The sequence below is a fragment of the Bacillus sp. F19 genome, assembly GCA_023823795.1.
Lineage (GTDB): Bacteria > Bacillota > Bacilli > Bacillales > Bacillaceae > Bacillus_P.
The window spans coordinates 1487370-1510491 of record CP085710.1 but is presented as its reverse complement, the minus strand read 5'-3'; the positions used below and the strand labels follow the sequence as shown (position 1 = coordinate 1510491).

Genomic DNA, 23122 nt, shown 5'->3' with positions numbered 1-23122 from the left:
TGTCTTTTTTAAAAATGAAGATAATAATTATCCTAACCCTATTAAATAAGATTATTTTTTCGAATTGTAGTAATAAGGAATTAGTACAATGGAGTGAGAGAAATTAAAATAACTATACATGATTTATTATTACTTATTATAGGGTTTTGGTTTGGAATTAATAACTTATTTATTAATACAACAGGTGGATACCTAATTAAAGTAATTGCAGTATTGGCTTTATTATTATCTATATTACTCTTTATTTCTTGTGTATTAAATGTTTTTAAAAACTAGAAAATTAATACTGTATAGAGTAATTAAGGGGAAGATTAAATTGTTAAAAGAATTCAGGGTATGTTATACACTTGATGGTGATGTTAAGTGGGGAAATATAAGAAAAAAATCAAGTATAAAGAAAGATGATGTTTTTCAGGAAATTATAAAAAGGATAGAACGATGTGATTTTATTATCATAAAAAGTGATAATAATATTATTACCACCTCAAAAGTACGTTATATAAGAATATTTGATGAGAAAAGACTAACACACTAAAAAACAGTATTGAATACATTAGATTAAGCCAAGTATCATACCTCCAACCTTCTATTTTTCAGTCAGAAAAGGCAACCTATTGACGGTTGCTTTTTTCTTTGATAGCCACCCTATCCAATCCATAATTAAGTGCCTCAAGTCACAACTGTTGTTATAACTTTATAAATTACATTGAGGGAGACAGAATAAAAAAACTGACCCATGGCAGGTAGGTCAGTTAAGATACAGTATCTACTTTATGCTCTCCATGCAAACTAGCAGATATAGAAGATTTTTAGTTTATAATAAATTGTTATCACAAGCAAGGTTATAATAACTCACACTACAATCCTTATTCCATTAAACTCCCTCTATAAAGAAAGGAATAACATACATTTCGAGATGAACCACCTAATTGCCTTTTTTTACTCCAGAATATGGCCCGATTGTGGAATAGAATGACTGAAGTTTTTAACTTTATTATCATAAAACAGATAATATCAAAAGTTTATCGCTAGGCATACTTCCTTCTTGAAGTATGGCATCCTTTAGCTTACACATGAAGGTGCTGACAGTGTTCTAAAGGGAGAAATAACCTCCGGACGGCATAAAAAAAGCCTACTCTTAATTGAGAAGGCAAGTAAATTATAAAAATTTCCGTTAATAACTTTGAAATTGTATACATTTGTCCAAACAACTGATAACTCCTCCACATAATGTATTAGTAGCTGATAATGGAGGGAGGAATCATAAATGAGTGATTTTCGCAGAAAAGACGATTTTGTGTTAATCGTTGTATTGTTTATCTTATTGATTATTGTAGGCGCTTCTTTCAAGAAAGATCACTGCTAAAAGCTGTTTATCTTCCTCTCAAATGGGGTATACCACCAGATACCTCATTTATTAGGATGCTGATAAAGAATCGGCAGCCATTTTCTATATCTTATGCCTTAGACACTGAATGTGTGTTTTAGTTGAAATCGGACGGCATAATTAAAAGGAAAAGCTGGAGAAATTACTTTCCAGCTTTTCCTTTTAATTATGCAGCTATTTCAGGTTTGTGTTTTGGTTTGATTCTGAACGCCAAGATTCCCGCGATCAATAAGAATATAAATGCCAATATGAAGAATAATCCGTTCATGAATAGACCAACCAAGTTGATAATGATTAAACCTGCGCCAGAAATCTTTTTCCACTTCCAAGGGGTAGCGTCAGGAAAATATATATTTAACGTTGTAAATCCGCATTTTCCTGACGCTACCCCATGCCCATCTCATTCTTGTTAGCTTGACGGCGGTGTGTCTGTACCCCAATTAAGGTTTAGTTAAATTTATCGTCCACCTCATACGAGCATCAAAACCCTTTAAATAAGAGATTGCAAGTATTAATTTTATAAATGTGAGCAAGATTATGTCCCAATTCTTTCATCCTCATTACATTATCCCAATAATTTTAGAGTTCTAAACATACCTTAAACAACTTTTTTTAAAAACCTGACAAGTATAACCACTTCTCTCGCAGAATACTTATAGGCGAAAGGGGGAATGAATATGAGGTTTAATGAAGAAAGAAATGAAATCAGATTAGAAATTGAGGAAATCATCCAAAAACAAATTGATAACAAGGAAAGAAAAATGGAATTATTAGATGAGCTTGATAAAGATTTAACAGATGAAAATGTCCGAGAGCAGATCAGAAAATTAGAAAAAGAGGATAAATATCTTCATGCCCGAAAAGTTGAATTAACAAGTCAACTATGAAACCCGGTTTAAACTGTAGATTTCGAATAAAGTTTGATAATTTATAAAAAAGTCTGTTCGTTTATAATAAAGATTGATCAAAATCCTGTATTAATTTAAACAGGATTTTTCTTTTTGCACTTGTTGATGTTGGCAAACTACTGTCATGTTACTCCATTAAAGAATCGGTTAACTTAATGACCAGTAATTCGATTGCTCAAATAAACGTGTGGAGTCTTGGCAAGGAACAAACTTTTGGTACCTACTGCAGAGAATGCACTAGATCAGATGAAGCAAGAAGCCGCCAATGAGATTGGAGTTAAACCTGAAGCAGATACTACCGCTCGCGCAAACGGTGCTGTTGGAGGCCAAATGACTAAGCAACTTATCGCAATGGCAGAACAGCAACTTAGTCAAACAACAAGGGCAGTAACGTTTGTTTCAAAGAAAGAGACCCATTTTTGGGTCTCTTTCTTTGAAATTATTCTCTATTGATCCAAATTTCATAAAAATGTTGATAAGACTGACAACCGGCCTCTTATCTATTTTTAATTAGTTTTCGTTCAAGTATCTCGATAAGTTGGTACATAAATGTCGCAAGGACTGCAATAATGAGGAGGCTGAGCATGACAAGGGTGAAATCAAATACTTGGAATCCGTATATGATCAAGTAGCCGAGACCTTGTTTTGAAACAAGGAACTCCCCGATAATTACACCAACCCAAGCAAGACCAATATTTACTTTTAGGACTGAAATAATCGCTGGGAAACATGCGGGCAGAACGACTTCTTTATAACATTGTAACTTCGAACCACCAAACGTTTGGATTACTTTAAGATAGTTTGGCTCGACTGTTATGAAAGCAGAGTATACCACAATTATTGTAATAATAACGGTAATCAATATACCCATAGCAAGAATAGATGTGAAATTCGGTCCAAGTGCTACAATTAATAACGGACCAAGCGCAACTTTTGGTAGAGCATTTAAAATGACAAGATAGGGATCAAGCACTTTTGAGAGGAACGGTACCCACCATAAAAGGGAGGCAAAAAGGGTACCTAACAAGGTTCCAAACAAGAAACCGAAGAATGTTTCGGATAGTGTAACTCCTAAATGAGGAAATAAACTTGCGTCACTAACCTTATTCATAAACAGTAACCCTATCCGTCTAGGCGAACTAAATAATAACGGATCAATCCACCCATTATTTGAGGAAACTTCCCATAAACCCATAAACGCAATAAAAATAAAAATCTGGACAAACAATACATTTCTTTTTTCTTTTTTTATACGTTGAAGATAATCAGCATGTGATTTATTCACTGTCGTTTTGTTCAGTGTGCTCCAACTCCTCCCAAATTTGCTGGAACATCAAAGAGAAATCAGGATGCTGTCGAGCCTCAAATGGGGTAAGCTTCCTTAGGGTTTCTGGAATTTTAAAGGTACGAAAGATACGTCCTGGATTCTTTGAAAATAAAATGATCCTTTCACTCATAGCAATGGCCTCACTGATGTCATGTGTAACAAGGATTGCGGTTTTGTTATGCTCAGTTAATGTAACTGAAACTAGATCTTCAAGCTTTAGTTTCGTCTGGTAGTCGAGTGCGGAAAAGGGTTCATCAAGCAACAATATCTTAGGGTTGGTAGCAAGTGTCCGTACAAAAGCCACCCGTTGCCGCATTCCACCTGAAAGTTGTGATGGATACATATCTAAGGTACCCTCTAAACCAACTTCTTTAAGTAACGAAAAGGTGTTAGATACATGTTGTTCGTTAAGCTGATCTCTTAATTTTAATCCGAGAAGCACGTTTTCTTTGACTGTTTTCCACGGGAACAGGTAGTCTTGTTGAAGCATATATCCGATTTTTGGATGTGGTCCTTTAATGAGTTGATCGCTTAGAGTAACAGAACCCTCTGTGGGAGGAAACAATCCCGCAATAATCGATAAAACTGTCGTTTTCCCACAACCACTCGGACCAAGAAAGGAGATGAATTCTCCTTCTCGAACAGATAATGATATATCTTCTAAGGCCGTTGTGGCCGATCGTTTTGAAAAGTAGGTTTGACTAATGGAATTTAACTGTAAAAAGACCACGGCGATCCCTCCAAAATTAGGATAATAATAAAATGTAAACTCTTTCATCAATAATATTTGTTTTTAGGAAAAAGAATATATTTTATCATATGGTAGTTTGGTAAAAACAGATTGGATGTTAAAACCAGTAATACGATTAAAATAAGCTTTTATTTATTGTTAGATAGTTGGGAGACCATTTTCCTTAGGAAAGAAATCTAAAACTGTCTCAAAAGTGAAAGTGAAAGCATAAAAATTAGACCGAATTGACTTGTATCAAGGTAGCATGATATCGGAAGCCAACAAAAGAGCATTCGATAACCCTCCTTACATATTGATCATCAAAATAACCACCTGGAATTTAAAGGTGGTTATTAATCGTCTTCGCTATCATGTAATGATTAGTACTTTTAATGATAATTTTCCCTAAATTAGTTTTGGCTGTTGGATCACCATATCTTTTTTAACGGACTCCTCCACTCTTGCTGCAAGAGTCTGAATATAAGAATCTGTCAGTTTAGCAGGGTAGTATCCAAGCCGTACCCGGATTAGGTTCTCAAGAACAAAACATTTTCGGGTGGCTTTTTCATATTCATTAAAAGTGTATACCTCTGCATCAGTAAATTCGTCTGCTCCTTCCTTCATCGCTCGAATAAAGATATACCGCTGCGTGTAAATGTCCGCTCGTTCCTTTCTGGCGAACTTCAAAAGGAACAGCAGTTCAACCGTGGAAAAACGCATAAGCTCCGGTGTACTTTTGTTCAAGTCAGAATGAGAAGGCTGCGATGCAGGTAGGTAGTTTTTCCTCTTTCCGTTCTCCTGAACATCCTCATCTTTCAGCTTCATCATACAAAAAGTGCAATAGTATTCATATCGATCAATAGATTGAACCGGGCTTCCACAATATGCACAGGTTTTCATCCACTATCATCCTTCCTCTTCTATCCAGTTTAGCAGTGACATCAAGATAATTGCGTCAATTATTTCCATTATTTTAAACCCCCGAAAGGGGGCAACCGCATTTAAGCAGTCGCCGTTTCTTTAGGCTGTTGTTGATTAAGTACTTCAATGATTTGACGGCTACAGGTGACAATATCGCTCCCAATCTGTTTCATGATGTTGATATCCTGGCTCCATCCAGCAATGTATCCAAAACTATATTGTCCAGTCTCATAGCCAAAATGATTCATGACTACATACGCCACGGCTTCTGCTTGTGCTTCTCTGATACAACTGCCTTCCTCCTCAAATTTTGCACCCTTAGCATGCAGTAAATGATGGCCGTATTCGTGGATCAATGTTTTTAACTGCTGGATGGTGCTTCTCCCTTCATGAATGGCAATGTAATGATGGATGAGGTGATAATAGCCGTTTGCCTCTCCTGTGTTTTCAAAAATGACGGGTACATCTATTTTTTGGATCCATTCCTGCAGCAAGGCTTTTTCCTGTTCTCCGTCTCCTTCTAACATTTTGACTGTAGGTGTTGGAAGCTCTTCTCCATCTGTACTTGAAACATCAAACACATTCACAAATCGAAAACCGTAAAGAACATTCTTTTCTTTTTCCTCGTTGTTACTTTCTTCTTTCTCTTTTTTCTTCCCAATTAACGGAGCAAGCACCTTAATGGCTTTAGCCCCTTTTTCAACGAACCGGCCATGTTTTTTCCATTCGTTAAAGCCTTTGACAAGCGTTGCATTAGGTCGTTGCATGTAGATAAGAATGGTATTGTTAAAACTGTAGCTATGAAAACTAGATAGGAATTGCAGCCACTTTTGAAACTTCTCACTCGTCATCAGTTCCTGAATGCCTTGATCTAATTGATCTTTGATTTCTTCTAGTGCTTTACTTTTTGTTTTTGCCATTGATTTTTCCTCCCTTGTTTTTGCGCTGTGAGCGAGTCGCTTCCCTAAAGGGGATGATTTTCGCCCTTTTAACGTGGAGAACGAACAAGCAGCATAGGCAGACGGTCAAGGGATAAGCACAAAAAGTTTTTTGATGGTACGAAGTGTTGGTAATCAAAATACTTTATTGCCCCTTGACTGGCTGACTATCCGACTTAGCTTTCAGCAGGTGGAGGGCGCAAGCCTAGGAGGCTCAGGCTGCTGAAAGGTTAGCTCGGATTGCGTACTTGTACGATTCGCAGCGCAAAAGGGTGGAAAAACACAAAATAAAAAGCAGCCGATTGGCTGCTGTCATGTTTGGCTTAATTCTTTTCGTTTTTGATTTTGATCTTCAGAGTCGTTCACTCGTTAAGAAATGCATTGGAACAAACAGAATGTTGAATGATGGCTATCATTCTTACAGACTGTTGTTCGCTTGAATTTTAGAGTGAAGCGAGATGCCAGGGAATGTTAGGATGCGTTTTTTGCAGCCTTACAATCGATGAGCAGACCCTTTTGGGCTCCCCAAAAGTACCAAGGTTTTAATGAACTTAGTTTTATATCCTTTGCTTACGTTCTTTACCTTTTTATTTGTGCAGTAAAAAGAACAGGTACCCTAGACTCCTGGTTAAAAACGCACATCAACAAGAACATGATAATACATACCCTTTGCCACGATCTTTCTAGGATTCAGATATAGCCATTCCCTTAAGACAAGACCCTTCCCCTTACCGATTAATCCGTTTTCAAACGGCTTTTTTCTTGTTCACAAAATGTCTCAACCGATGCCCTGCTCCAATAGACCGTTCCTCCCAGTTCCAAATCCGGTTCTGGTATCTTGCCTCGATAATAATACACATTCAGTTTCCGTTTATCATAATTCAATCCATTCTCTTTTAAATAATCGGCAAATTGTTTTTGCGAAAAGAAGCCATCGCTGCCTTTCCGAACAAACGAAAGAGCTGGCTTTTTTATCAAAAAGGTATCTTCTCTGAAAAATAGAGCCATTAATTCTAATGCTTGTTCCAGCCAGTCATCGTCTAAATGGTTATACAACAAACCAATGTTAAACTATTGGCGTCCAGGGTCTTCAAAAAACCAAGCTAATGTTAAAAATGTTGCTTCTACAGGATTTAATCCGTCCATTGCTTCTTCTGCTGATAAAACGTTCTCATACGCCTTTAATTTCCCTTTAAATGCAGGGAAAGTCTCAAGAATACGCCCAGTTGATTGTTTCATGTAACTCCCTCCAGTTGACCTAGTCAACATCATTATGTGTTCCATTGTTGACTTAGTCAACATAGACAACCTTTCTGTTTTATGTTCTTTTTTTATGCTGTAGCAACGTGTAACGTTGCATGCAGCTCGAGTTGTAGGGGCCCAATGCCCCTACAACTCGACTTTCACAAAAATAAAAAAAGAAAGAAGAGGGCGGAATCCTCCTCTTCATGTCTTAGACGTATCCTTTTTCTTTCATGCTGTAATAATCGGCACTCGCATTTACGATGATATGATCCAGTACCTCTATCCCGAGGATCTTCCCGCATTCCACCAACCGTCTTGTGACATCCATATCTTCTCTTGAGGGATGAATGTCCTGCGAGGGGTGCTGGTGACTGACAATGATGGAAGCAGTGTTGTTCAGGATGGCTGACTTGAACACCTCTCTCGGCATCACAAGACTTGCATTCAACCCTCCAACATGACGTTGAAGTGTGAAAAATATTACCTACATAAGTATGAAACATTTGAAGCGTTACAACAAGCAATAGATGATTATATCCAGTTTTACAATAACGAACGTTACCAAGAAAGATTAAACGGCTTGAGCCCATTGGAATACAGGGTTCAAGCCGCTTAAAGTATTTTTATTATTTCCACTGTCTACTTGACAGGGAGCTGTTCAAAGATTGATCAAAATAGATTCTTCTCCAGCAGATTTCAGTTTGTTTTCCATAAAAAAGTTTGATCATTTTCTACCTATGTTGTTCCACAATCGGGCCCTATTGTTGAAGATCATTGCCTAAACCTTATTCAAGATAAGCACCCGTTACTTTAAGTACAAACCTTCACAATCTCTTCTGAATTCTAACAGGGGTAGCGCCAACCAAAACGCGAAAAAACGCTAAGGATAAGGAAAATCATTTTTGAAAATTAGCCTTTTGACATGCGAATTAGAGCCATCCCACTATGTCATAAAGCTTGCTTTTTGACATTGGACATCCTTAACGGGGTAGTACCAGCGTAGCTGTCACCACCCGCAAACGTTTGTAAAATAATGGAGCAATCTTGCTGATAGTTCCGAAAACGGTGAGTATCGGAATAAAATGAAGCCGCACAATGCTCTTTTCCACCTGATTGTTTGAATTTAGGGTACCGCCAACCAAATGACGTTACCCACGCTAAGACATTTGTTGGCGGAAGTTGCCGCGCCGTATATGCTTGGTCAATGGAGTCTGAATCCCATTGGGCGCGAGATATTTGAGAGACTTGCTGGGGCTCGCCCTTCGAAGGCTTGTTTTTGGTTTGAGCAATCTAGCTGCGGAGCTTGGTCAAGCGTCACTCAAAACGTATCATTTTTCGTTGCTCTGAGTATCACTCGTTTTTCCGCTGGGTCCAGTGCTCTTCTCTCCGTTCTGAGTATCAGTCGTTTTCTCGCTGGGTCCAGTGCTCTTCTCTCCGTAAAGTGAGGAAAAGTTCTCGCGGTCCTTAGTGCCAGCCTCGTTTTTTGCTTCGTTTCCGCTTCCACCTTGCTCGGCTGGCCGAGTATCTCTGTCTCTCTCGCTGAGCTCTTTGTTGATTTCTTCCTTTTTCTCTGTCATTTTCCCATCTCCTTGTGCAAGGGTATTGTCCTTGTCATTTATTGGAACGTGAATCTAAACTGGCAGTGGTGGCGGATATGGGCTCCAGACCGGATAGTTCCATGGATAGTTGTACCAGGGGCGCTTTCTCAGTTCTAGCGCCTTCAATTCAAGTCTGTGAGGAGCACCGTGATTCCAGTATCCTTGTGCGATAGTTCCTTTCCATTGAATTTGCACCGGAATCATGAGACCCGGTTGGAAATTGAGTTCCCAGCATCCCACGCGCAGATCACATTCACGCGGCCAGTGCGAGCTTGGCTGGTTATCTGTCAGCCTGCCTTCCATGATGCCTCCATCTTGAGGGCCGAAGGAATGGGCTACCGGTGCATCTTTGGTGAGTGCAAAAGCACCACGGAAGGTGTAGCGATGATTGTCTGTTGTGCCCACAACATTGAGCCAGTTGTCTGCGCCTTTCGAAAAGTTTAAGTTCAGTATGCCCCAAGCATACGCTACACCATCAACAGTAATTTGGTATTTGCCGTTAAATAACCTGCACCAATCCTCTGCGTCGGGAGGACAAACCTGCAGCATACTCACGCAATCATTGTTCTTGCGTCGGTTGATCAAAAAATCGTAGATGTCATTCCATTTTGTGAGGTCAGTTACGGTAAGGCAACCCGCAGAAACTGTTCCAGGATGAAGATAGCGTGCTCCTTCCAAACCGATTGGAAACCAGGAAAATTGATACGGACCGGCTTCAGGATAATTGTTTTTATGATCAGTATCCACGACCTGTATACAATGATTCCCCTCAGGAATAGGATTATATGGATCGGTTTCCGCTTCATACTCGACCTGGTGCGGGATGCGGAGCAAATTTTTCGCTGGGTGGAATTTCAAAACTTCTGAGGGTTTATAGCTAGTCACAGGGCCGAGCGCTTTAGCCTGAGAATCGACGCTGTATTTTTGATCCTTTGCCCGTCCTTCAAGCACAGTGAAATAATCTCTTCCGTTAGTTGTACCTGTGTGATCGACTTTCAGATATTGCGGCAGCTTTGTCTCTTTTCCGGCTGCATCGAGGACCTTTAGAAAGCTGTTCCCATCCCACTTTGCGATCATCTTAACCGTCATAACTATTGCCCCTTTGCACGATAATTGGCGCTGGTTGGGGATAGTTTGCCTTATTCTAACGGCGCTTATGCATGCGCGGCAGAGGAGCCTAAAGCCGATCTCTCCAAGAAGCAGATCCTGGCCAACATATTAGAACTTCTTGATATGTATTTCCGATTTATTACAGACGTTTGCCCTGGTGTCACGGACGCTGGTATTACCCCTTAACGTTGTGAAAAAAGGCAATTTGATTGACTGAATCTCCTTAACGTTGTAAATCTGCGTTTTGCTGGTGAAACCCCATCGCTATCAAGCTAAGCTCATGTAACGTCAATGATAAGCAAGATTGTTTCTTTTTTTCGAAAGTCTATATGTAGATGCTTTAAAGATTTGCATACGAAATAAACCCTAACGTGTTTCCTTTTTTGAATTAAGCCGCTTGATTATCAGACATGGTACAATTGTAAACGACACCTAATATATCAAAGACTGTTTTCTTCTCATATCGATGAGATTTTCGCCCGTTTTGCTGTAGGAGGTTGAACAGGCGAAGTAGAACCTTTGATAGCTCTTGGGTGTCTTTCTGTATAGCTTGGAAAAGAAGAAGAAAATAATCTTTAACCATATATATGGCCTTATACTCACTCAGTTCTCGTTTCTTTTTCATAAATTGCCGCATTTGAAACATGATAGAAGAACAGAGTAGAATGGCAATCAATTGTCCATACAAATGGCACTCCCATCTTTCTGGTTTTATCTTTTTACACTGATGAATTTGAAAGAATGATTTCCACGTTTTAAATAAAATTTCGATTTGCCAACGTAAAGAGTACCAATCATGTACTTGTCCCATCGGGACAATATCTGTAGGAGTGTTTGTCATATATACATTGATACCACTGAGTCGTTTACTACGAGGAGAATACTTCATTCCTTTCTTTTTTTCTCTTACAGTTTGATCTTGTAATCGTTTTTGTTGTTGTTCTTTTGTTAGCCGATGAACAACCGCAACTAAAAATGATATACAGTTGCGTGATGACTTGATTTTCATTTTGCTTTATCCCTCAATTCAACAGGAATTGAAGAAGCAATATGGTGAAATTAAACAAAATTATTGCGGTAATATAACCCAAATTAAGAAGCTGCCACAAGGCAGTTACTTATTTAATGTTACCGTGCAGATAACAACATTTGAAGGTGCTCACAGTCCCCCACATGATGTGTGGTGGGTTGACAGTTTCGTTCATATCAATGGAATAACACACATAATCACAATGGGAATTTACGTTAATTTTAGGACAAAGCTCCTAATACTGAGTTCAGGAATATATAGTTATTGTGTTGTTTACATTTTAGGAAAGAAGTGTTGAGTATGTATTATTCTTACGGCAGCGCGATGTGTTGTGGTATTTATCTGCGAAAATCCCCGGAGACCCCACAGGTTTATTTTTATAGAAGATGCTTTGACGGTGATTGTCCACCGATATGGCAAGGTTACAGACTTTGGAGAAAATATCCTGTTTCTTATTGCAACCATTGTCCAAATTATTCAGGGCCTGAACCACCACCGGTACTACAATCATATTATATGGGTGGGCAGGAGGTAGGAAATGAAATGCTTCCATTCTATCCAGGCTATAAAGGAGGTAATCATGGTGGTGACCATATTCCTTATTATCAATTTTACTACCCTTATCCCTATGCCCCTGCTTGGAAGTGTTGTGTATACAAACATAGAGTGTATGGTACTCCAGCTACTGAGTGTGTTTCCTTTGGAACACCTTGCCCACCAAAAAGAGACTATGACTGGATATCAGAAGATAATGTGCCAAGTTGCGATGTATGTTAAATGTTGAGTAACAATAAAGTTATTTCAAAAATAATAGTGTCGTTTAATTTCATGTTTATCTATCCTGAAAATTAAAATTTTCATTTATTTGATGGTACCGCATTTATGTGCCATGGATGGCTATACCAGCTAATAGAAGCTCATGTGTTATTCAATTAACGGGCGCAATTGTTGAATAATTAAATCCCAATTTCTCATTTATATAACTGATAGATTGGGATTTTTAATGCTGGAATATCCTTAACGTTGTAAATCCGCGTTTTGCTGTCTGGACCCCCTGAAGAACAGACAGTTGAATACACTTTTGAATAAGGGGATCTAACCCTTATTTTTTTTGTCCATTTTTATCATGACAAGCCACAGATTGTCTGGGTTGTACATATATCAAAGTAACAAGTAAAAAGGAGAATGATAAATGTATCAATACGGTTTTAACCCTCATCAGCAATGTGGTTGTCAGCATCATGGTTATCAGCATCATGGTTATTTTCCTCAACAACAGCAGCCCGGATGGTCGGTTTATAAAGATCCATATACAAGTTGTACAGGTGTTTCTTGCATATGTGATAATGGTCAAACCATTTCTAAGAAATGCGGTCCTAGTGGTGGAACATGTGACACTAAAAAATGTGAAATTACATGCAAAGATTCATGTCCAACTTCATACCAAGGTTATGGTTATAGAAGATTTAGATAAAAAAGTATTTCAAGCTTAAAACCATCTATTATAGGTGGTTTTTTATTATTAAAAGACAGTTCTAAAGCCACGCTCCCTTTTAGTGAACCTCTGATTATAATATGAATATAAACATTAACATTAATATTAATTAATTGGTGGAAAACAAAATGACAAACAATATTTTATTCGCTAATGCTGGTGACAAGGCATTGCCATCAAGTTAAGAAATTCATTGTTCCCCAAAACGAAAAAATGAGCTGAATCCTCATAGACAACTGTGGAGAGATAAAATTTTCGTTTTGGGTTACTCCAAAATATTAGCTTGATGGGCATGTGGCGGTACCCCTACTATAACTAGAACTAGGGAGCGGCAAGGTTTAATAGTTAAGGGATTTTGTTTGTTACGTAAAAAAAGGACCACACCTGGTCCTTTTTCTTGTATAAGGCCCTTGTGTAGCAATGGAACCAAATCACGCAATAAGCATTAGCGGACATTAGAAACGGTGAAAATGACTAAAATTATATAGATTTTTCGGTTACAAAGGTGATTTTAGATTGTACTTTCCTCGTTTTTGATTTCAGAATGTCCTCTAAAATGATATTAGCGGACATCAAATATATAAAAATTAGTAGTTTATGTCCACTAACATACGCAATAATGCCGGAAATCAATGTCCGCTAATACTTAACGTAAGATTTGGTTCGGTTGCTACACAGACCCCATATCCACTTTTTTCTCAATAGCTGTCCAAACCTTTTTAGTTTTAAGGAATATTTTATAGTAAGAGAACGCAAGTATCTCTGGTGCCTCCCACCCATATTGTCACCTCAAAGGTAAAAGCGTATGTTTGATACATACGCTTTTATCTATTTCGATCGTTTTGTTGGGAGATAATAGTAACGAAAAATGTAGATTACATACAAAGCTTAGAAAGACAGCCAGATAAAATCGAAAAGAAAAGCATTTGGAAACGGATGTTTGGAGATCTTTAAAATATATAATAAAAACCACTGGTTATTTTCCAATGGTTTTTATGCGAATTCGAGTTCGCGTTCTTTAACAAGTCCCCAATTGGCTGCAAGTAATTCTGCCCATTTAGCCGGATCGTCGTGAAAAATGGTCTCTGGGTATGGTGAGAAGAGATCCTCGATTTGCTCTTTTCTCTTGTTAAAGGGGTACGGAAACGATTTAGGGTTTCAAGGGCCACACTTCAAAAATATCCCATTATATAATTTTGATAGGTGTATTTGATAAGTTTTAAATCCTTAAAAATCAATACTGTACTTTTTATCAATAGGGTACACCCTGGTGGTACCCCTTATTGAGATGTAACAGTGAGAGGTACATCATAAATCTTCTTCAATTCGTTCTTTCCATTTTCCACGATAAACGTTGCCCGTGTTGCAATCGGTGCATCAGGACGTCTAACATAGGGTACAACTCGGTAATCAGTAGTCCAAGTTTCAGGAGTTACCGTGCAACGTACATAACCGCGGTAATTGTTAAAAAATTTAATATGCGGATTCTCAGCAAGGATCACCGGAGTTGTATTGTTAATATCTGAGCCGTCTCCTCCTGAAGAAATCGACGTTCCGACAAACTCAACTCCTAGATTTGCTGAGTTCTGATCCTTGAAATCACTTTTGATTTCATTCGCCCAGCTGTTGTGCACATCACCAGTCAGCACAACAAAATTGGAAATCCCATTGTCTTTAATGAAGTTTAGTATACGTTCGCGATTTGCGGAATATCCATCCCATGCATCCATACTAACTTCCTCGCCTTCCCCATCCTTGAAGTCCCTCTCTGCAAAAAATACCTGTTGAGCAAGAACATGCCAGCGAGTTTTTGACTGACTAAGACCATCAAGGATCCATCTCTCCTGTTCGTCCCCAGTAAGGGAACGGTTCGGATCCATTGATTCAGCATTTGGTTCATCTCTACCGTCTCCATTTGCTTGATCATCTCGATATTGGCGAGTATCAAGAACATGAAAATCGACTAAATGACCAACAGCAAGCCTTCTATATAATTGCATCCCCTCTCCATCTGGCAAGGATGAACGCCTCAGGGGCATATGTTCATAATAGGCTTGGTAGGCATCTGCACGCCGCTTTATAAACTGCTCCACTGGTTCATAAGTACTTGGAATCAGACCGGCAAAGTTATTATCCACTTCATGGTCATCCATTGTGACTACCCAAGGAAATGCTGCATGGGCTGCCTGCAAATTCGTATCACTTTTGTAAAGGGCGTATCGGTTCCGATAATCTTCTAGTGTTCTAATCTCGTCACTGTTATGCGGACGAACACCATCATTACTGATCCCACCCTCATAAATGTAGTCGCCAAGATGGATGACCAAATCGAGATCTTCCTGTGCCATATGTTTAAAGGCGGTATAATATCCAATTTGCCAGTTCTGACAAGATGCAAAGGCAAACGTCATCCTGGAAACATCGGTATTAAAGGCAGGTAATGTTTTTGTACGACCTACAGGGCTCATATCCGATCCGACTTTAAAGCGATAGTAATAAATCGAATTTGGATCTAGACCTTCGACTTCAACATGCACCGAATGTCCCAACTGGTGTCTTGCAAACTCTACTCCATGCTTTACGATTTGGCGGAATCCTTCGTCAGCAGAAACCTCCCATCTTACGGGGACATCATATGCTTTCATTCCACCCCCATTCAGCGGATCGGGTGCAATTCTAGTCCAAAGTACCACTCCATCTGGCAATGGATCCCCGGATGCAACTCCAAGGGTAAACGGATACGAGTTAAACTCCGGTTCTGCCGCTTGAGTGCTATTACCAAATAACGAATTAGCAATAGTCAAGCCAACTGTGAGTGCTGCAACCTTACTACTAGCCTGAAGAAAATAACGCCGGTCCATCTTTTCAAGCTTTGATTTCTCGATATGCAACGAGCTGATTAATTCTTTTATTTCTTTTTCCTTATCCATCCTGTTGTTCTCTCCCTTAACAATCATATATTCAAACATTTCTGTTACAAATCACCAGTGTCGAAATTCCCCCTATCCTGTATTAATTTCGTTCTGGACCAATAATAAACTTTATATGTAAAAGATAGATTAATACTGTGTTAATTTTTCAAAAAATTAATCAACTTAAAATGGTCTTAGGAATTTTTCCTTATAAACCAGTGATTTTACCCATCCCTTCTTATTCAATATAATGGCCCGATTGCTGAACAAAATTAAAAAAGCACACACTCATAAATAAGTTTTTATTTGTTCCAAAACTCGTCCTTTTCTGAACACGCTTCTTTTTGATTTGAAAGGGGCTTTTTTATTGTCTTAAGTGTAATAAAACCCTGTTCACTATTCTATGTTCAATAACCTTTTTATTTTTATCTTATGTTACAATCAAATTAGAGTAAAAATTAGAAAGAGTGTTAATTGGATATGCACGTGTGTCGACAGGATTGCAAAATTTAGATTTGCAAACAGATGCGCTAACGCAACATGGTTGTACGAAAATTTATCACGATAAGATGAGTGGGACAAAAAAACAACGTCCCGGTTTAGAGGAAGCACTTCAGTATGCACGTGAAGGCGATACAATTGTCGTTTGGCGATTGGACCGACTAGGACGTAACATGCAAGATTTGATTCAAATTGTGAACAGCTTAAATGAACGAGGTGTTGGCTTTCATAGTTTGCAAGAAAACCTAACAATGGACAAAAGCAATGCAACGGGGCAATTGATGTTTCACTTATTCGCAGCGTTTGCAGAATTTGAACGTAACCTGATCGAGGAACGCTCGGTTGCAGGACGAGCAGCTGCAAAAGCGCGTGGGCGTCTAGGTGGACGCCCAGAGAAGTATGGACCAAAAGAAAAAGACTGTCTATTGACAGCCATGATCTTTAAATTAATGAATATGTTAATCTAAGTGCCACATATTACTTATTCTTTAACTTTGTTATCACCTAGACCAAGTTGGGGTAGTTGGGGTAGGGAAAATAATTCTTGGTTTATACTCTTTCAAGTTGGTTCTTGCATAATCAATAGAATTAGCTGTGAAAATTAAACGCTTTATTAATGGTCTCGCTGGTGATATCGGTCCATGCCGTATGGATCCTGGATGAACTCTAATAATCTTTTTTTCTCTGATTGTTGTTGTGATTTATGCTCTGTATAGCGTTTATAGCTAATCATTTGAGAGAATTCATATTTTGTGACAATACATATCAAAAAAAGTCCAATCCTTTTTCCAAGAATTAGGAACAGTCTTGTATTCGGTTCTGTTTGTTCAACTAATAAAACTTCTATTTTTTTATCTAATTTTATAAATAACCATACTTGTAAGTTACACTTTAATCCATTGAATGTTTTTATCTTGAAGTACTTCCTTCCAATCTTCAGGTACATCTGCGGTACTAATGACATTTTGGATCTGCTCAATTTTTGCAAAATGATATAATGAACTGATTCCTCTTTTTGAGTGATCGATAACAAGCGTCACTTCTTTAGAAATGGAAATTAACTTTTTTAAAAAATTTCCATCCTCGATATCATACGTACTGAGCCCATGCTCCAATGTTATTCCATTTCCTCCAATAAAGGCTTTATCAATCTGAAATTGATGCATATTTTGTAGTGTTAATGATCCTAAGCCAGCCATTAAATCGGTGTTGATCTCTCCAGCAAGGAAAATTATTTTACCTGTGAAAATGCCGGCCCGTTTTAATTCTATTAAAGAGTTTAACGTTCTTACACAGCTCAATAATATAGTTAGATTCTTTTTGTTACGGATGTTATTTGCTACTTGTAATGTAGTTGTTCCTATTCCAAACGCAACCACATCTCCATCTTGAATCATTTCAGCTGCCCGAGCACCAATTTTTTTCTTTTCTTCAATGTTGACGTTGATTCTTTCATTAAAAGAAGGCTCATACTTTTCTGATATTACTTTTTTTACAGCTCCTCCATGGACCTTTGTTAACTTCCCTTGCTGCTCCAAATGCTCCAAATCTCGGCGAATTGTTTGTTTTGACACCTTCAATTGGTCAAGCAATTCATGAATAGTGATTTTCCCATGAAGATTAAGGTGATTCAAAATAATTTGATGTCTTTCTACAGATAGCATTGTTTTATTCCTCTTCAATCATGATTATTGTAGGCTTTTACGAGATTATATCTCGACACTCTTCCATTCTTTATTTAGAAGCACATATTTCTTTTCGTACCCTGCTTCCTTAGCCACTAACTCAGCTTCTCTCAAATGAAAGTCTAGGTTTTCAACTGAATGTGCGTCTGAATTAATTGTAATAGGAATCTCTAAACGGTTACATTCCTTAAGAATAGGAAAAGAGGGATAGTAATCAGTAGTATAGCCTCTTGAAATCCCTCCAGTATTAATTTCAATTATACCATGTTTACTTTTAATAACTTTTAGAACCTGTTTGATTTCTTCCATATACCAGTCTTCCGATTCATCAAAAAAGTCATTACCTTTATTAAACTTTTTTATTAAATCTAGATGACCAATAATAGGAGGTGCATGTAGAGTAACCATATTTTGAATTTGCTGATAATACTCCCTTACAAAAGCTTTTATATCTCCCTTAAATATATCGGTCAATATATAAGAAAACAGCTCCTTGCTATAATCTAAGGACAAAAACTGTTTTTCCCGTGGATGATAAATACAATGAATAGAACCAATATAATAATCCAGTCCAAGTTTATTGTATAATTCAATACGATTTTCTGTTTTATCATTAAAGAAGTCTATTTCCAGACCAAGATAGATTTCCATTAAATAGCCATATTCCTTCTTTAAACGATCTACTTCCTTTATATAAAAAGATAGATCCTCCTTTTTCATGGACCAATCAAATGCAAATGGCATAGGTGCATGACATGAAAAACCGAAGCTTGCAAAATTTAGCTCAATTGCCCGTTTCACATACTCTTCCATTGTTCCTTTTCCATCACATAAGTTACAATGGCAGTGGTAGTTTGATAAAATCATTTTATACAGCCTTCCAATCTATTAAATCAAGATAATTAGTCCAAATATATAGGATTTGTGTATGCTTTCTTTCCATATTGGTCGATACACTCTATACGTAAAAACCTCTCATCGCCTCTTAACGTTTTTCTAAGCTCGGTAAGAGTATCCTCACCTGTTTCACTTATTTCAATTTGGTATTGGCGCAAATCACCATTTAGATAAATTCTTTGCACTGGTGAACATTTAAAAATGACCTCATTGTTTTCAACTTTGAAATCATAAATGCTTGGTCCAGTTGAGGCGTAGAAACTCCCTTTTGAAATAGCATCCATGATTGCATTTCTTGTTAATTCTTCAGCCTTGACCACAATCCATCCACCAAAAGAATCACATTTGGCGGAATCAACTGGAAAACCATTGTGATTATCATCAGTTGCTGTTCCCCAAAGCTTTTTACCCCTTCTTAATAACGTCTCCCACAAGATATCGGATTCGCCCATATTCTCCAGCCATTGTGAACAATGGTTATAAACTTCCATGCCAAAAAGATTCTCAAGCTCAATCACGTCTTCAAGTTCAATAGTTGACCAGTGGGGATGATTAAACATCACCATGTATCCTCTGCTATTCATTTCATTAATAAATTCTTGAACAGTTTGCAATCCTTCCCACTCTTTGATAGGAGTGTTCTCTAAATGGTTAAACAATGGCATCGTTGCCTGTCCAATCATTTCGTCTGTCCCTAAAAAAACGTTTAAATGATAAATCCGGTAATCGTCCTCAGGTGTTGGGATACTGGCCTCAAATCCCGGAATGGTGATAAACTCTGGTTCATTAGCAAACTGAAAGTCTGTATAAATATCATGCTCGGAATGGACAATAAAATTGTATCCTTTTTTCTTGTATTCCTCTCTTACTTGCTCCGGAGTTAAACGTCCATCTGAAACAGTAGAGTGACCATGCAAATTTCCTTTATACCAATTACCTGTGCTGATAAAAGTTGTTTTCATTTTCCTTCCCTGCCCTCTCCAATTAAAATGATTTTTAATAGAAAGCTGTCCCAAAACACTTCCTGAATACATCGGGACAGCTTCATTCCGCTTTATCCCGCATAATGGGCAAGTAAGACCCCCAGCTCAAGATTCTGAGTAAACAAGGAAGATAGGTGGGGGATCAGCTGCCAGTAAATGCCCGATTGGTTCATCTAATTATCAGTGAGAATGAGGCAGACTAGAAGGGCGACGTCCTGTCGCAACGTCTGCACTAGTACGTCCTGTACGTCGAAAAACCCCACTGATGGAAGATTCACTTTACTTATTTTCGTCGATAATTTTTTGCGATTTTTTAGCTGCTGTATCAATTACCTCTTTCGGATCTCTTTCAAGATCTACAAGCGCCACTTCAAGTTCTTCTACAATTACTTGGTACATTTCACGCCAGTTTTTTTGCCAAGGACGTTTGTGTGCATATTGGAGCTGATCAATAGCGACTTTATAAGATGGATTTTCTTCATAGATTTTTTTCATTTCTGGTGTTTCTAAAGAAGATTTTGTAGTCGGAAAATAACCTGATTCAATAGCAAATTTAGCTGAAAACTCATCACTTGCTAAATATTCAAGAAATTCACCTGCTGCCTGTTTTTCTTCTTCAGTTTTATCTTTCATCATGATCATATTTGCTCCGCCTGTCACAACTGAATGCTCCGTACCTACAGGCTGATAAACCGCTTGAATATCGATATTGTTTTCATTGTTTTTATATAGGCCGCCCATTGCAGCGATTGAATCGAGCATCATCCCGACTTTTCCCTCTAAAAACTGAGAAGCAATCATACTGCTTTGACTGCCCTGAGCTCCATATACACTAAGCATTTGACCATTTTTAGTCATATCTTGGAACAACTCTACAATTTTATAGCCCTTTTCATTATTGAATGCCACTTCGCTTCCATCTTCATTCACTACTTCTCCGCCATAAGAATACAGAGCAGATTCCCAAAACCATGCATCCGTATCCCAATGACCGCCAAATCCAATGATTCCTTTTTCCTTGTTTGTTAGTTTTTCAGCAAAAGTTTTTAGTTCTTCCCAAGTTTGTGGACCCTCCTCTGGCAACCCAGCTTCTTTCAGCAAATCTACATTTACATACAGTATAGGTGTACTTCTATTCATCGGAACTGCTTTTAAAGTATCATCTTCATAACTAGAACGTAAAAGCCCATCAATATAGTTATCTGTGACTTCTTTATCCATATACTTTGTTAGATCTTCTGCAACAGGACCGTATCTAGCGATTAAGGATTCTTCTATTTGGACAATTGTCGGAGTAGTTTTGGTTACTAATGCATTGTTTAGCTTTTCTGCGACACCATCGTATCCCCCTTGCCCCTGTACAGTTACATTGATGTTAGGATTTTCCTCTGAGAACTGTTCTGCAGCCTCATAAAGCAGTGCTCCTGATCCTTCATTGTCCCAAATGGACCAGACAGTGATTTCAACTTCTTCTTGTTCTCTAGTCTCTTCAGGTTCACTACTAGTTTCAGAGTTACACCCTGTAAGAATTAACAATAAAGCTAATGCCGCAGAAATACCCTTTCCCATATTTAACATTTTCATGTTTATTCTCCTTTAATAGTTTATATATTTATTTTGATTTGAACTTTATTTAATTCCTCCATATACGAAGGCCTGTTTTATTTGCTTATTGGCTATAACATAAAGAATAATCAGCGGAGCAACGAGTATCACATTACCAGCCATAACAATATTCCATTGAATGAGACCATCTCCCGCTCCGAGTAAACTTTTCATCGCAATCGGCAGAGTTCGAACTGCATCGGAATTTGTTACAATCAGTGTCCAGAAATAATCGTTCCACTTTGATATGAAGGTAAATAATGCTACTGTTATTATGATGGGCTTAGCCATAGGCAACATAATTTGGGTTATCATTTTCATTTCCGAAGTCTTATCTAATTTAGCTGCATCTAATATTTCATCCGGGATTTGCTTAAAGGTTTGGGTCATAAAAAATATGGCAAAAGATGAATATAAAGATGGAACGATTAAAGCTTTGTAAGTATCAATCCATCCTATATTCGTTAAGAGAATATAATTAGGAAGGAAAGTTACTTGAATTGGTACCATTAAGTCAAAAAGGATCAATCCAAAAAATACTTTGGATAGCTTAAACTTCTTTTTCGCAAACGCATAAGCAGCTGGTACACAAATGAGTAGTTGCCCAATTACCGTTAACACAGTCACGATAATCGAATTCTTTAAATAGTGAAATAGATTTGTATGTGTCCAAGCAGTCATATAGTTTTCAAGGTGAATTTCTGTAGGAAAAAAACTGGGCGGGAACCCCATCGCTTCAAGTTCTGATTTTAGTGATGTTGTAATCATCCAGTAAAAGGGAAATAAATATATCACTAATAATAAGAGTAACAACAATATATTTAATACCTTTTTTCCCCAATAATATACGCTCAATATTGCCACCTTCTCAAATTAATAATGTACTTTCTTTCCGAATAATTTGAAATTTACGAATGAAATAAATCCGATAATAATTAGAAATAGGACAGAGGCTGCCATTGCTGGTCCAATTCTAAAGTTAAGGAATCCCGTCTCATAAATCCAGTGAACCAATAGATTGGAAGAATGATTAGGTCCCCCTTCTGTCATTAAATTAACAATATCAAACGAACTAAATGAGCCAATCATAGATGTGATAAAGAGAAAGAACAAAGTCGGTGAGATAAGTGGTATTGTAATATGAATCAACGTTTTAAATGAGTTGGCCTTGTCTAACCTTGCTGCTTCGTAAATCTCACGTGGAATGCTTTGCAGCCCTGCAATAACCATAAGAACTGTATAGCCTAACCCTTTCCAAATGGATACAATAATAATGGATAGCAAGGATGTTTTTTCGCTCATCATCCAAAGTTGAGGCTCTAAACCTACTTTCTCCAAAAGAAAGTTGACCAATCCAGTTTGTGGATCCAATAACAGCATCCATAAAACAGATACAGATACAAACGATATAATATGGGGCGTAAATACAACGGTCTGAACAGCATCCACAACTGGGGATTTCTTATTAAGGAAAATCCCGATAAGTAATGAAAAAATCAACCCAAAAACAACGGTAAATAATGTATAGATGAAAGTATTTTTAATAACGATCATGAACGTGATATCAGTAAAAAGAGAATAATAGTTTTGTAATCCAATAAATCCCTTTTCACCCGTTATAATATCCCATTTGAAAAAGCTGTTATAGATGGCAAAGAAAACGGGATAGAAAGTAAATACCAAAGCAAGCAATAATGCTGGAGCTATGAGTATATAGGGATTCTTAGCCAACGAATTCACTGTATATTTTAGATAAGTGAACAAGGATGATAAAAATGAATTTCCTGGAATTTTTATTTTATCTTCAAATTTCGTTTCAACTCGATTGTCAGCATCCACATTGTTCCCCC

21 protein-coding genes and 4 pseudogenes are annotated in these 23122 nt (G+C 37.7%); 8 read left to right on the top strand and 17 right to left on the bottom strand.

From position 1 onward, the window contains the following. Positions 1-316: 316 nt before the first annotated feature. The 4 genes and pseudogenes from LIT25_07685 to LIT25_07670 all read left to right on the top strand — a co-directional run bounded on the left by LIT25_07685 (position 317) and on the right by LIT25_07670 (position 2664). Entirely contained in the window at positions 317-535 is a 219-nt protein-coding gene (locus LIT25_07685; protein ID USK35183.1) for a hypothetical protein, read from the top strand. 732 nt (positions 536-1267) lie between these two features. After that, a complete protein-coding gene (locus LIT25_07680; GenBank protein ID USK35182.1) occupies positions 1268-1366 on the top strand; it encodes a YjcZ family sporulation protein in 99 nt (32 codons plus the stop codon). A gap of 698 nt (positions 1367-2064) precedes the next feature. Next, positions 2065-2274: a hypothetical protein gene (locus LIT25_07675; protein USK35181.1), complete on the top strand. Its 210-nt coding sequence runs from the start codon at positions 2065-2067 to the stop codon at positions 2272-2274. A 216-nt stretch (positions 2275-2490) separates the two neighbouring features. Next, positions 2491-2664 (top strand): annotated as a pseudogene (locus tag LIT25_07670) (alpha/beta-type small acid-soluble spore protein). Between the two features lie 127 nt (positions 2665-2791). Here LIT25_07670 and LIT25_07665 read toward each other — a convergent pair. The 7 genes and pseudogenes from LIT25_07665 to LIT25_07635 all read right to left on the bottom strand — a co-directional run bounded on the left by LIT25_07665 (position 2792) and on the right by LIT25_07635 (position 7916). Then, positions 2792-3595, bottom strand: a complete 804-nt coding sequence (locus LIT25_07665) for an ABC transporter permease (protein ID USK36198.1) — start codon at positions 3593-3595, stop codon at positions 2792-2794. Further along, complete coding sequence (locus tag LIT25_07660) at positions 3573-4352, bottom strand: ABC transporter ATP-binding protein (GenBank protein ID USK35180.1); 780 nt, start codon at positions 4350-4352, stop codon at positions 3573-3575. Before LIT25_07660 ends, LIT25_07665 begins: the two co-directional genes overlap by 23 nt. A gap of 405 nt (positions 4353-4757) precedes the next feature. Beyond that, positions 4758-5252, bottom strand: coding sequence for a hypothetical protein (locus LIT25_07655; protein USK35179.1), 495 nt, complete (start codon positions 5250-5252; stop codon positions 4758-4760). A 101-nt stretch (positions 5253-5353) separates the two neighbouring features. Then, positions 5354-6193 carry an ImmA/IrrE family metallo-endopeptidase gene (locus tag LIT25_07650; protein USK35178.1) on the bottom strand — a complete coding sequence of 280 codons (840 nt, stop codon included), beginning with the start codon at positions 6191-6193 and terminating at the stop codon, positions 5354-5356. A gap of 753 nt (positions 6194-6946) precedes the next feature. Next, positions 6947-7189: a hypothetical protein gene (locus LIT25_07645; GenBank protein ID USK35177.1), complete on the bottom strand. Its 243-nt coding sequence runs from the start codon at positions 7187-7189 to the stop codon at positions 6947-6949. 93 nt (positions 7190-7282) lie between these two features. Beyond that, positions 7283-7450, bottom strand: a complete 168-nt coding sequence (locus tag LIT25_07640) for a hypothetical protein (GenBank protein ID USK35176.1) — start codon at positions 7448-7450, stop codon at positions 7283-7285. Positions 7451-7664: 214 nt separating this feature from the next. Further along, positions 7665-7916 (bottom strand): annotated as a pseudogene (locus LIT25_07635) (DNA repair protein RadC). Here LIT25_07635 and LIT25_07630 point away from each other — a divergent pair. Continuing rightward, positions 7914-8072, top strand: coding sequence for an IS3 family transposase (locus LIT25_07630; GenBank protein ID USK35175.1), 159 nt, complete (start codon positions 7914-7916; stop codon positions 8070-8072). The pseudogene LIT25_07635 and the gene LIT25_07630 sit on opposite strands and share 3 nt — an antisense overlap. Positions 8073-8784: 712 nt before the next feature. Here the strand turns inward: LIT25_07630 and LIT25_07625 are convergent. The 3 genes and pseudogenes from LIT25_07625 to LIT25_07615 all read right to left on the bottom strand — a co-directional run bounded on the left by LIT25_07625 (position 8785) and on the right by LIT25_07615 (position 11128). Continuing rightward, positions 8785-9033: a hypothetical protein gene (locus LIT25_07625; GenBank protein USK35174.1), complete on the bottom strand. Its 249-nt coding sequence runs from the start codon at positions 9031-9033 to the stop codon at positions 8785-8787. Between the two features lie 54 nt (positions 9034-9087). Continuing rightward, the gene (locus LIT25_07620) at positions 9088-10143 is read right to left on the bottom strand and encodes a hypothetical protein (GenBank protein USK35173.1); all 1056 of its coding nucleotides are present in this window, start codon (positions 10141-10143) and stop codon (positions 9088-9090) included. Between the two features lie 409 nt (positions 10144-10552). Further along, positions 10553-11128 (bottom strand): annotated as a pseudogene (locus LIT25_07615) (IS4 family transposase). Positions 11129-11150: 22 nt separating this feature from the next. On the opposite strand from LIT25_07615, the gene LIT25_07610 reads away from it, so the two are divergent. Both LIT25_07610 and LIT25_07605 read left to right on the top strand, forming a co-directional pair. Further along, positions 11151-11492: a DUF3888 domain-containing protein gene (locus LIT25_07610; GenBank protein USK35172.1), complete on the top strand. Its 342-nt coding sequence runs from the start codon at positions 11151-11153 to the stop codon at positions 11490-11492. Positions 11493-12386: 894 nt separating this feature from the next. Next, positions 12387-12668, top strand: coding sequence for a hypothetical protein (locus tag LIT25_07605; protein ID USK35171.1), 282 nt, complete (start codon positions 12387-12389; stop codon positions 12666-12668). Between the two features lie 1301 nt (positions 12669-13969). Here LIT25_07605 and LIT25_07600 read toward each other — a convergent pair. Next, entirely contained in the window at positions 13970-15550 is a 1581-nt protein-coding gene (locus LIT25_07600; GenBank protein USK36197.1) for an alkaline phosphatase D family protein, read from the bottom strand. 518 nt (positions 15551-16068) lie between these two features. On the opposite strand from LIT25_07600, the pseudogene LIT25_07595 reads away from it, so the two are divergent. Further along, a pseudogene (locus LIT25_07595) lies at positions 16069-16500 on the top strand (recombinase family protein). 486 nt (positions 16501-16986) lie between these two features. Here LIT25_07595 and LIT25_07590 read toward each other — a convergent pair. From LIT25_07590 to LIT25_07565, 6 genes are all read right to left on the bottom strand, one after another. Further along, positions 16987-17766: a DeoR/GlpR family DNA-binding transcription regulator gene (locus LIT25_07590; GenBank protein USK35170.1), complete on the bottom strand. Its 780-nt coding sequence runs from the start codon at positions 17764-17766 to the stop codon at positions 16987-16989. 45 nt (positions 17767-17811) lie between these two features. After that, on the bottom strand, positions 17812-18654 hold the full coding sequence (gene hisJ, locus LIT25_07585; GenBank protein USK35169.1) for a histidinol-phosphatase HisJ: 843 nt from the start codon (positions 18652-18654) through the stop codon (positions 17812-17814). Positions 18655-18689: 35 nt separating this feature from the next. After that, positions 18690-19646, bottom strand: coding sequence for a CehA/McbA family metallohydrolase (locus tag LIT25_07580; GenBank protein USK35168.1), 957 nt, complete (start codon positions 19644-19646; stop codon positions 18690-18692). Positions 19647-19946: 300 nt separating this feature from the next. Then, positions 19947-21251, bottom strand: coding sequence for an ABC transporter substrate-binding protein (locus LIT25_07575; GenBank protein USK35167.1), 1305 nt, complete (start codon positions 21249-21251; stop codon positions 19947-19949). A gap of 45 nt (positions 21252-21296) precedes the next feature. Next, complete coding sequence (locus LIT25_07570) at positions 21297-22127, bottom strand: carbohydrate ABC transporter permease (GenBank protein ID USK35166.1); 831 nt, start codon at positions 22125-22127, stop codon at positions 21297-21299. A gap of 18 nt (positions 22128-22145) precedes the next feature. Next, the gene (locus tag LIT25_07565) at positions 22146-23111 is read right to left on the bottom strand and encodes a sugar ABC transporter permease (protein ID USK35165.1); all 966 of its coding nucleotides are present in this window, start codon (positions 23109-23111) and stop codon (positions 22146-22148) included. Positions 23112-23122: the final 11 nt, after the last annotated feature.